Genomic DNA, 12776 nt, shown 5'->3' on the forward strand with positions numbered 1-12776 from the left:
GACGTCCACAACGTGGACGCGGTGGCCGCGTTCCAGCTCGAACGCGAAGGCTTCCTGCCCTGGCAGGACGAGCGGTCCTCCTTCCGCAACTGGGCGGGCCTGGACCTGCCCGGCGGACTGGACACCTCCCGGCTCCGCCTGCCGGGGGCGGTCACCCGCACGGCCCCCTGGCACACCGAGGGCGGCCCCGTGCCCGTGGTCGTCACGGCCGAGCCCACGGGAGACGGCCGGCTCGCGCTGACGAACGCAACGACGCCGCGCCGGGTGGTGACCGAGGACGAACTCGTCGAGCTGCTGGCCCGCGACCGTACGGTGTACCGCCACGACCTGAACGTTCCCCTGGTCCTGGCGATCTCCGAGCTCGGCCGGCACAACCCCCGCCTGCCGGAGAAGCTCAAGGCCCGGCTCGGCAGGGCCGTCTGGTACACCGGCGAAGCGGTCGACTGGTCCGGCCTCGGCACCCCGGCCCCCGCCGTGATCGGCCACACGGCCGACCCCGCCGCCAAGGGCACCTGGCAGGCCGCCCGCTTCACCGTCCAGCGGGGCCCCGGCAGGCGCGTCACCTCGGCTCCGGGAAGCACGGGCGGCGGTGGCCGCGGGCCGCTCGACCGCAGGCGGCACCTGCGGAACGCGTACACGTCCTACGACCCGGACGGGGACTTCGACCAGACGTTCCGCGAGGGGCTGGAGGAGTTCCCGGCCGTCACCCAGGGGTCGCGCGCAACGGTGTGGGGCCAGGGACAGACCGACCCGGAGCTGCACTTCTTCGTGGCCGAGATACCAGGGCTCGGCCTGCGGGGGATGTACAACCCCGACGGCCCGAGCGCCGGACGGGTCTCGGACGACCGGGGGCGGCTGTACGACGAGGGGCCCGCCTGGGACTGGTACCTGCCCGGACGCGGGATCGTCGCCTCGTCCCGGATGCGCCAGACCCTGTCGCCGGCCGGCAGCCCCGTCCCGGTCGGATGGTCCGCGACGGGACCGGTGAGCCCCACCCCGCCGGTCGACCCGGACACCACCGCGGCCCTTCCCGGGTTGTTCAGCCGCCGCACGCTGCCGGACGCGATGTGGCGCGCGGGCAACGGCCTGCTCCACAAGTTCGACTGGCGTTCTCCCGAGGAGATCTTCCGGAGGGGGATCACGCCGAAGGGCACCGACGCGGTGCACCTGATCGACCACGTCTACAACAGCCCCGCGGGCACCGCCTATGTGAGCACCACCACCAATCCGCGCTACGTGCGGGACTCGGCCGACGCCGATCCGCTCAGCGAGGCCCAGCTGACCCGCCGTTACGTCTGGCGCTACGACATCGAGGTCCCCGGCGGAATCGACGTCAACGCCACCCTGGGCCTCGCCTCGCCCTTCCCCGACCAGAAGGAGATCGCCTTCCCCGGCGGGGTGCACACGCGCTTCATCCGTGGTGTGCAGCCGATGCGCGACGGACGGCCCGTGGGGAACTACATCCCCAACCCCGCCTTCGCCCCGCGTACCTCCCCCAACGGAGAGGTGACGCCCGCGCCGCCGCCCCCGGCAGGACAGCCGGTCGCGCCGGACCGTACGGCCGCCGCCGGGCCGACCACCCCCGTCGTGCCGCGCCCGGTGCTGACCCGCCGCCGGTTGGAGGGGCTGGCGGACCGTCTGGCGAGGACGATTCCGGCGGGTCCGATGTCGATGCAGCGGTGTCTGCGGCTGGTGGCCGCTCTCCGGAACGCGTTGTATCCGGATGGGGTACGCATCGCGGGTTCGGTGGACGACTCGGTGACCATCCCGGGTCCGGATTCGGCGGCGTCGGGTCTGGTGGCCGGGCCGGGGTGGCGTCGGGTGCGGTCGTGGGATGTGATGAAGCGTGCGGTGGCGGATGCGGGGCCGGGTGCGGTGGCGTTCGTGCTGGCGCGGCATCAGGGCAAGGCGCTGGGGCATGTGTGGGGCGGCGCGTACAACCTGGGTGGGCGCGACGGTGTGGTGGCGGTGGACCCGTCGCTCCGTGCGGGCCGGCGGGTGTCGTCGGCTCTGCTGGACATGGCGGCGGTCGAGGCGTGGGCCGTGGTGATCGACCGGTGGGGGCGGGTCCTGGAGAAGGCGCTGCCCGCGTTCATGGAGTCGTCCTCCCCGGGCCACGCGCTGGTCGACAAGCCCACCCGGCACGAATACGGCGCCCTCGGCCTGGAGATCGAGGACCGTCACATCCTCCTCATCCAGAACGCCCGCGAGTCCAAGACGCTGGCTTCCGGCCCCGGCGTCCGGCTCGTCACCGAACCCGGGGGATTCTGGCTCGACTCCGCCACCGGGCGCATCCACCCGGAGCCGCCCGAGGTGCCGCCGGGGGCGCAGCCGCCCGTGCACCAGTTCTTCGGGAGGATCGTCGCCGACCCGACGACCTTGCCCGCCGGAGCGCCGGGGCTGTCACCGGGGGAGGCGTGGGCCCAGCTCCAGTCGGCCCGGTACGACGAGGCCACGGGCTACCCCGTCGACGCGATACCGCTCACCCACGTGGTGGCGGGCCTCGACGGCTGGGAGGTCGCCGAGCCCGGTCTGCAGATGAACGTCGTACCCGACCTCATGGGCCATGACCACACCGGGCTGCTCGTCCTCAGGGAGGAACGGGACAAGGTGCTGCTGGCCCAGGGCCCCGGCGTCGGCATCTACACCGACACCATGTCGTTCTGGCTCGACCCCGCCACCGGCAGCCTCACGGAGTCGAAGCCCGAGGTCGGGCCGGGGGCACCGCAGCCCGTCCGCAAGAGGCGCTACATCGTGGAGTACGTCCTCGACCCGATGGCCGCACTCCCGGGAGAGCGGCGGCAGTCCCCGCAGGATGGGCTGGCCCAGCTCGAACTGGCCCGGGGCAGGCTGGACATCACCGACGAGCGGGGCGCCGTCATACCGCTCGCCGAGCTTCTCGCGGGCCTCGAAGGGTGGCAGGTCACCGATATCGGCCGGCGGACCCGCGTCAGCCCTCATCTGCCGGATCACACCCATCGCGACTACGTGCAGCCCACCGTGGGCTTCCCCATCGATCTGCGGATGCTCCAGGACTTCGCCGCGCAGTGGCTGTCGAAGGACGAATACGAGGAGCTGTTCTTCGCGGGGAGGCGGTTCGGGCAGCGGACCGCCGCGGATTTCCTGCGTGACGTCATGGGCGGCGGCACGTCGTCGGACTACGTGCCGTTCCTTCCGTTCCTCTCGGTCATCCCGGACATCGACGAGGTCTGGGGATACGGATGGCTGTCGTTCAGCCATGTCGCCGCGCGGCCGTCCGCCTCGATGTGGCCGTCCCGGCTGGTGAAGAACCTGGTGCCGGTGGCGGGCCGGCATCCGTTCGACAGCGCGCTGCGGGCCACGCGGCCCCGCACCCGGACATTCCTCGACGAGCGCCACGACGACATCACCGAGAACTTCGCCGAGCGGCTGGGGTCGCTCCTGGAGGCCTTCCGGCAGCAGTTCGGAGGTGCGGTCGCCGACGGGTTCCTCGACGCCTCGGACGGGTCCGTTCCCGCTCCCCGCGAGCATCTGACCGCCACCTTGACCGGGCGCACGTCCTATGGGAACACCGTCAGCCAGTACGAGACCGTCGGCATGGACGACTACCCGGCGCTGGACACGGACCACGGCCGGCTGCCGCTCGTACTGTTCCTGGCCGAGCTGCGGCACTTCGGATTCAGCGACGACACGATGACCGGGGAGGAGATACGGCGAACCGTCGCCGAACTGGCGGAGCTGAGCCGAAGGGCGGTCGAGCGGGCGCTGAAGTTCTCGGCTCCGCTTCCACACGACGTGCTGCGCCGGGCCGTCACGAGCGTCCGGAACAATCCCGTGGTGCGGGCGTTCGAACCCTTCCTGCGGCTGGCGGAGCAGGGTATGCCGCAGGCCGATGGTTCGATCCAGAGCCTGTGGACCTGGTTCGACGTCCAGGCAGTCGCGGAGGAATTGGGCTCCTATGCCCTGGGAACCCCGGTGCCGGCCGACGTACAGGGACGGTTGCGGGAGGCGGTCCGCGTGGCGGCCGGTCTCCTCGACCACATGCCCCCGGGGGCGCGGCCGCGGGTCCGGCAGATCATCGAGGAGGCGTGGCAGGCGCTGGACATCGTCGCCGATCCCTCCAGGACGCCGCCGGTGGTGATCCCGGCCCCGGAGATCGTCGCGGCGGACGGGACCCGGGTGCCGGTGGACCAGGTGCTGAGTGTGAAGAGCCGGGATGCCCAGGGGAAGCCGGTGGGCGTCTCCTCGCGTCCGGCCCGCGACCGGGACGGCCGGGAGGACTCCTACGGACTGCTACCGCAGGTGCGTCAGTTCACGCTCCCGCTCGCGTCGCAGCTCGGCGAGGGACCGGAGGGCGTGGTGGTCGTGGACAGCGACCCGTTCCCGCTGCCCTTCGGCACGGCGTATCTCGTGGCCATCGGCGGCAACGGCGTGCTGGCCGAACTCGGGATGCGGGACGGTTCCGGCAAGATGTTCGAGTACGCCCGGGTCGTGGACTTCCTCCACTCGGCCGCTCCCGATCTGACCGCCGCGGATTCCGGTACGGCCGTCGTCGTGGCGGGCGCGGATGTGGCGGGACCGCCGGCGCGCGATCCGCTGGAGCACCCGATCGCGGGTCAGTTCCTCTCCAACAGCTGGGGCCGGTGGGTGTGGACCACGGGCGGTGGGCAGGAACCGGTCATCGTCCCCGGCTGGCAATCCGAGCCGCGGTTCCAGCTCGCCGAGAATGACTGGTGGGCGGGTTTCCGGCCGGAGCCGTCGTCCGCGGAGCTGGCCCGGCTGGCGGAGTGGGTGACGGGTGACCGGAGCCGTGCCGGGGATGTGCTGCGGTGGGTGCGGGCGATCCGGCTGGTCTACGGGCCGGTGCTGGAGGACGACACGGCGGCGTTCGAGGCGCTGCTGCACGGCTTCCGGGCGCTGGACGATGCGCGGGCCGCGCGTGGCGATCGTTCCCCGCTGACGTGGGGGACCCTGCGGCAGACGGTCGGCGCGCACCTCGCCGGGCTCGGCGCCGGGGTGCCGCCGTTGCACCAGGCGCTGCCGTTCGCCATGGTCTCGGCGGCCGGATCGCTCGGGGAGATCCTGGAGCTGTCCGGGTTCGATCTGCCCCAGCAGTACGCGGCCGTGCGCGCCTGGGAGCCGGTGACCGCCTCGTCCGGGGCCCCGGCTTCCACCACCGGCGCGACGGCCGGCCCCGCCCAGGGCGTCGCGCTGTCCGCCCGGGGCTCCGACGGCCGTCCGGTGCACGGCTGGCTCAGCTCCGAGCCGGCGTCCTACGCCCCCGCCGCTTCCTCCTCCCCGGCGCCGCACGGCGATCCGGACGCGATGTCCATCGACTCGTACGACGCTGAGGCGCACTACGACGAGATCCTGCGGGATCTGTTCGGGCAGCAGCCGGTGCCCCCGTGGGCGCGGGAGGCGCTGCGGCGGCTGAACGCGCTGCGGGCGAAGGTTCCCGCGCTGCGCGGGGGGCCGCTGGACATCGACGCGCTCACGCGGCATGTGCTCATGCTGGACAAGGACGCGCCCGTGACCTGGGAGGAGCGCGGTGACCTGTGGCGGGTGGCGACGGACCCGGCCATGGAGAACGCCCGCACTCTGGCCCGGCTCTCCGCCTTCCATCTGAAGGTGCGGGGCGCGCTCACCCCCGAGTTCCGCTTCGTCACGGCGGACGGTGTGCGGGGCGTGAACTGGTCCGGGCTCCCCGTGAGCGACACCATCGACCTGGCCCACGTCTACGAGTTCGCCTTGCAGGATGACCACACCCACGCCCCCGTGGGGAAGCCGAAGCCCGCCCCATGGGGCACCGGGGTGTACGCGGTGGTGTCCGGCGGGGACGGGCTGACCATCGAGGTGCGGGGCCGGAACGACTTCGTGGAGGACGTCCCGAAGGACGTCGTGATGGAGCTGCTGGACCTCGACGAGGTGCTGAGCGGCCTGCCCGGGGACGTCTCCGTGCTGATGGCGGTCTCCTTCGCGTCCGCCCTCAGCGTCAGGGAGCTGCGGGACGGCGCCGATCTGCTCGGCCGTGAGGTGTGGGCGCCCAGCGGCGTTGTGGTCATCGACCAGTTGCCGGACGACCCCGACCAGGAGGTGCTCGGCCTCGACATCTCCGAGAACCAGGGCCTCGTGGGCGACTGGCTGCTCACTCCGCCGGGCATGCCGTCCCACGACGACGAGGGCGAGGAGTGGGAGCGGCGCGTGCGCTCCATGCCCATCATCGGCCCGGACCACCTGTCGACCGGGCACGCGTCCCTCTCCTTCGACGCAACTCCCGAAAGCCTGTGGAGGAGGACTCACCCGTACCGGCGGCTGCCTACGGAGACCCACTTCGTCTACTGGGACCGGGCGACCAACACCTTCAGCCGGCCGCAGGTGCTGCCGTGGGTGGCGGACGGCAAGCCCGCTCCGTACTTCGACGCCAAACACGGGGTGCCGGGCACGAGCATCTGGGCCCTGAACGACGGGAGCGAGGTGGAGACCAGCGGGCCGCGGACATCCGGTGCGCTGAAGCGGCGCCCGAGCCTGGAGCGGCTGCCGCTCGACCACCCCATCGTGAGGATCGTGTGCTTCAACGCGGTGACCCCGGGCATCGGTGGGGCCGGCCCGTACGGCGCGCCGGCGTTCGTCCCCGACCCGCTGGCGGTGGTCTCCGAGGCGCAGCGGGTGGCCACCGACGAGGACCGTGAGGTGTACGCCGTCCGGCGCCTGGCGTACTCGTGGTTCAGGGCCACGGGGGGCGTCGATCACTGGGGCATCGACACCGACGCCCGGGGCGCGGTGTACCCCCCGGTGCTGCACGTGCCGGAGCCGAAGGGGGCCGAGCTGGAGGCGCGGGCGCGGGACGCCGGCCTGCACCAGGGGCCGGGCCCGGTGCCGCCGGAGACCCTGGAGCGGACGCTGCGGCTGGTCCGGATGCTGCGCACGGCGTTCGGCGCCCGGATCGACGGGACATCGCAGTACCCGCCCCTGCTGCGGGGCGCGGGCGCGCTGGACGTGATGCTGCGCGACGATCCCTCGCTGGGCCGGGTCCCGGTGGTCACCACGAGGCTGCTCAGCGAGGTGGTGCTGACGTACATGGCACAGCAGCCGGCCGGTTCGCCCAAGCCCACCGGCCGGGACGCCTACAGGCACGTGCTGACGCGCATGGGCGAGCGGCTGGCCCAGACCCCGGGGCTCGCGCTCTCCGCCTTCGTCCGGCTGCCACTGGTCGAACACGCCACGACCCTGGTCACCAGCCCCGGCTACGACGCCGTCACCGCGACCACCCTGGAGCTGCCGGGCCCGGGCCGGGTGGGCGACGCTGAGCGGTCACGCATGCTGTGGGCCGAGAATCAGGTCCAGCGGCATCTGCTGGTCGTGCAGCGGAACGGCGGCGAGCAGGCCCAGGACGACCTGGCCGCCCGCGTCCTGCACCTGGAGACCTCGGATCCCGCGCGGCGCGCGGAGATGATCCAGCTGATGAGGAAGGCCGTGGCCCACGGCGGCCGCAACCTCGGCGTGCCCCGGGAGATCGGCGAGTACGCGCTGGAGGCCCGCGGCGCGCACTCCAAGGACACGCTCATCACCGGACCGGACCGCAAGGGCATCGGCCGCGACCACACCGGCACCCCGATCGGCTCCATCGACTTCGACCGGACCACGCTCACCCTCCTGCGCCGCGAGCCCGACGGGACGCTCCGGGCGGACTCCACGGTCCCGGCGCCCTGGCACCACCCGGGTCTTCCGGGGCCCTGGCTGTACCGGGCCGACCGGAAGGGCGGCACGGTCTCCATCGGCGGCCCGGTGCCCCACGACGAGATCGGCGAGATGTTCTACCGCGACCCGGTGCTGGGCCGGATCCGGCTGGAGGCCCCGGTCGTCCTGCTCGTCGACGGTGCCCGCCCCCGCCCCGGCGAGCCGGTTGTGAACAGCCTGCCGGGTCAGATCGCCCTGCTGTCGGGCCGGCAGGCGTTCGCCGCGTACGGCAAGCCGGTCCTCTACACCGACCCGGCGACGGGGAAGACCACGGTGGCCCTGGAACCGGACGCCTCCGGCCGGCCGCGCCCGGCGACCGACCTCCGCCTCGTGCGACCGAGCGACGTCCGCGGATCACGCCTGACCGCCGCACCGTCCGCGGCGCCTTCGTCCGCCGCGTCGGCGCCGGCCACCCAGGCCACCCCCGTCCACGCGGCAGCGCCGTACGCCCCGCAGGCGCCGGAGGCCTCGTACGCGCCGGCCGCCACCTCCGGACCCGCCACCGGCCCCGGTCCCGCCGCTGCCCCCGCGGCGTCGTCCGCCGTACCGTCTCTCGACGACGTGAAACTGGGAGTCGGCCGCCGGTTCAGCGCCCTCATGCGGGAGATCGGCCACCCCGTGGTCCTCGCCGGCGGGGCGCGGGGCACCGTGCAGTTCGACAATCCGCGCCCCTTCGAGATCCTGGAGTTCCACCTCCCCGCGAACGCCGGACAGCTCGCCGACGTCATCAACCGGGCCCTCGCGCAGTGGTTCCCCGGACCGTTGCAGGAGAGCCTGAGCGCGAGCGCGGACGGACGTACGCTGTCCGGGACGGTCCAGGGCGTGGAGATCAGCGTCGGCACCGCGCCCCCCGTCTCCACCGCCACCGTCGAGATCGACGGCTTCACGCTCCCGGCCCTCACCGAGTCGCTGGCGGACACCGCCTACTCGCTGGCGCTGCGCACCGACGAGGAGCGGCGCGGAGAGGACCTGTTCGACCTGCTCTGGGGGCTGTCGGAGACGCCGGACACCCATGAGCTGCCGGTCGATGAGCTGGAGTTGCTGCGCGGTGCGGCGTACCGGCAGGCGGCTTCGCCCGGGGCCGGGGGAGGGCTTGCCGCCCGGCTCCACCAGGTGGTGGGCGAGCTGAAGCGGGACCCCGGCCTCCTGAAGGCGCACGAGGAAACGTGGGTGGACCAATTCGGCGCCGAGCAGCTCGACATCGCCTGGCTGGGCCAGGCCCTCACCCAGCTGGACGACGCGTTGCGCGCGGCGGAACCGCTCTCCTCCGATCCCCTCAGGGACCTGGCGTCCCGGCTGCCCGAGATGGCACCCGCCGACCGGGCGCGGGAACTGGCCGGGCTGTCACCCGCCGAACGCGAGCGGCTGGCGTCCAACCGTGCCCTGGCCGACGTGTTGCACAAGAAGGTGCGGGACGAGGCGCTGCCCGCCACGGAGTTCGCCGAGACGGCGGCGCGGCTGATGCTGCAGATGCCGGCCGGGGTGGACCAGCCGGTGTCGTCCCGGACCGAGGCGCTGGCGTGGACGGCGCGGATGCTGCGCGACCCCGACGTGGCGGCGACGCTCCTCAAGGGCGGATCGCGGCTGGTGGTCGTGCCCAAGAGCGAGGCGATGACCTCCCTGGACGCCTTCCGCCATTGGGAAAGGAAGCGGACCGGGCTGGGCGACCGGCTGTGGGACCAGGTCCGGGGCTCGGGCGGCCGGACGCCGGCGGTGACGGAGGAGAACCTCCTCGGCGAGTACACCAGCGTGCCGAGCGACACCCCGGCCTATGCCGACGGGTACTCCACGACCACGCACGAGTTCGCGCACACGATCCACCGGCACGGACTGAGCGAGGCGGACCGGGAGCTGATCACGAGGGCGTATGACGAGAACCGGGCAGCAGGGAGTTTCGGCATATGGCCCGACGGCCCGTTGCACGGCTACGACGCCGAAGGCAACCGTACGGCGCCCAACTACTCGTCCCTCAACGAGGAGGAGTTCTTCGCCCAGCTCACCAACGCCTACTTGGGGACGAACAAGGGGAGGGACCCGTACACCCGGCACCCGCGGTACAACGGCGCGGACTGGGTCCGCAGGAACGAGCCGACGCTGTTCCCGCTCATGGAGCGGCTGTACGGGCCTGCTCCGCAGACCACGGACGCGGCGACGGACGGGGACCCGGCCACCGACGTGGCCACGGCCAACCCGCTCAAGGCCACCCAGGCGGAGAACGAGACGTACGAGGCGTTCCGGGCGCTGTGGGACCGGGCCGAGGGCATCCACGTGCCGCAGCCCCACGCCGTCGTCCCGCCGCCTCCGTCCCCCGTACAGCCGGTCGGCGCCGTGATGGACGCCCCCGCGCCGCCGCCGCCGGGGGCGCCGCCGGCGCACCTGGACCCGGACGAGGAGACCGCGGGCCCGAGCGGCACCCGGACGCTGTCCGGGCCGGTGGCCGCGCTGTCGCCGGGCCGCCCCGGTGAGCTGTCGGAGTACATCCGGGCCTATGGCTCGCGGCACGACGGGCACGTCGGGCTGCTCCTGCACGAGCCGACCCCCGACCGCGTTCTGGAGGGGCTGTACCGGCAGATCATGGGGGCCCTCGGGGTCGACCCGGACACCGCCGGGGGCGAGGCCGTACGCGCGCAGCTGGGCGATGTGCTGAGCGCGGAGGAGATCGAGCTGAACCGGCCGGCCCTGCGCAGCAGCCGGGGCCATCGGATCACCGTCCGCCACGGAGACCGCGAACGGAGCGTCGACGTACGGCTGGCCTACACGGACGCCGACCGGTCGGCGAAGTACGGCCGGTATGCCGATGACAATCCCCCGACGGTCCCCGATATGCAGGTGGAGCGCCGTGCCGAGGGCGCACAGTCGTCCTCGGACGCGGAGAGCTCGGGGACGGTGCGCAGCGGCTCGTTGCCGTGGACCGCGATCTACCCGTCCGACGGTCCCGGGGCGGTGCGCTGGTGGGACGGCACGATCTCGCTGTCCATCACGCACAACCAGCTGGCCGAGTCCCTCACGGTCGGTGAGACCTTCCTGGTCACGAGCAAGCAGAAGTCCACGGAACTGGCGCACCCGATGGACTTCGCCGGGCAGTGGCAGGTCCGGGTGGACGCCCCGGAGGGCAGCCTCACCGCCCCCTGGTCGCCGGAACAGTCGCACGGCACGGTCACGGCGTGGTTCCCCGAGCACGTGGTGTTCGACGACGGCACCGATGCCACGGACCTGCCGGAACCCGGTGACGTGGACGACCTCCCGCTGTGGAGCGCGGAGAGCGTCGGGGAGCCGGGCCGGCTGCTGGCCGAACTCCGCGCGGATCCTCGCTTCGCCGCGTTGAACCATCTGGGAGCCGGCTCGGACAGGGCGCTCAGGGACTTCGTGTCCGAGCGGATGCTGCGGGGCGGCGCGCAGCTCCAGAGCAGCGGTGGGGTGTTCTCACCGACGCTGCTGGACGCGGACGGCAACGCGGTCGGTGTGCTCGGCCTCACCGTGCGGATCGAGCCGGGCCGGCCGACGGTGAAGAGCCCCGAGGACGAGGTGTTCCTGGAGACGTGGCTCTCGCACTCCTCCAGCGTGGACCGGTCGGCGAGGCTGACCAGCGGAATCGGGATCGAGGGCGCCGGCGGGCCGACGTTCACCACCGACCACGCGCCGGAACACCCCCGGGGAGCGGCGTCGTTCGGCGGCAACCTCGTGGGCAAGGCGGGCGTCAGCTGGCAGCAGAACGAGGCACAGAGCGCCGCCAGCAGCGCGACGCTGATGCACGGGGTCTACACGGGCAGCAGCCATGTGGCCGGCTCCAACCGGGTGACGTATGAGGTGACGCTGTTCCGCGCCCGGGGCGGTGAGGTCAAGGGCTCGTTCGGGCCCTGGGACGACGGCCTGCGGCTGCGGTCCGCGACGCGGGAGACGATGGAGGGCCACGAGCCTCTTCCGCACGAAGTGCGGGACCTGCCCGAGCACCTGGAGAACCTGGACAGCGTCGGCTTCTCCGAGACGCCCTTGAGGGTCGACGGCGCGGACCCGCTCTTCCAGCGGGCCGAAGCCTGGCTGCGGCAGGAGGGCTTCCTGCCGCCCGCCACGCACCAGAGGGGAAGGATCCTGGACGAGCCGCGCGTCCTGGCGCAGTTGGAGAACCTGCGGCGGCTGGGCCAGATGCGCACCCGGTTCGGTCTCGCCACGTCGGTCCCGGACGCCGTCGACGGCGGTCACCCCGTCTGGTTCGAGCTGCCCGGCACCGTCGCCGGCACCCGCCGGGTGCAGCTGCGCTTCTCCCTCACCCGCGACGCCCGACGGCCCTCGCGGCACACCCGCAGGCTTCCCAAGGTCCACCAGATGGGATTCAGCGCCCACGAATCCAGTGGCGGGCGGCAGCGGGGCACGGCGCTCGGCGGCTCCCTCGGGGGCGGCGGCGGATTCAACATCCCGCTCGCCGACGGCGACTGGACCCTCAACACCGGCCCCGACTACACCGGCACCGGGCAGCTCTCCGACACCGCCACCACCGGCGAGGCCGTCGGCTTCGAACAGTTCGCCATGACCACGGAGGACGGCAGCGAGATCTTCAGCGTGCCCGCCAGGCTCGCCCTCGACCTCTACGAAGGCACCGACGACCAGCCGCGCGTCCGCTTCGCCGACCACCTCCCCGCCGGCGACAACGCCGGCGACAACGCCAACGACGCCGACGACAACACCGACGACGCCGGCGGCACCGCGCTGATCCAGCTCCCCGCCGTCACCCCGCACACCGTGCCCGGCGCCGTCCGGTTCCTCGTCCCCCGCTACCGCACCCGCGCACCGGGCGGCGATTCGGCGCTCACCGCGTCCCGGGGACATGTCATCCGGCAGCCCGTCACCGACGGCGGGCCGAGCGACGACTACCGGCGGCTGGCCATGGTGGACGCGCAGGGCCGTCCGCTGCCCGGCATCACCCGGATTCCGCCGGGCGCGCTCGTGGACTCCTTCCGTGGCACCGCCGCGGTGATGGAGGCGCTTCGGCAGATCGTGGCGGGAACCTATCCGGGCCACCCGGAACCGGGACCGGTCGGCCGGGCCGTGCGGCGCGCCTCGGA

Annotated in this window: 1 protein-coding gene (cut by both window edges); it reads left to right on the forward strand. The window is 73.1% G+C overall.

All 12776 nt of this window come from inside a single coding sequence — locus tag ABZ562_RS05010, lonely Cys domain-containing protein (RefSeq protein WP_361474166.1), on the forward strand. Of the gene's 95679 coding nucleotides, 64011 precede the window and 18892 follow it; the stretch shown corresponds to coding positions 64012–76787 (codon 21338, complete, through codon 25596, partial); the first codon wholly inside the window starts at position 1. Both codon boundaries (start and stop) fall beyond the window edges.

The organism is Streptomyces sp. NPDC019937 (assembly GCF_040631655.1).
Classification (GTDB): domain Bacteria; phylum Actinomycetota; class Actinomycetes; order Streptomycetales; family Streptomycetaceae; genus Streptomyces.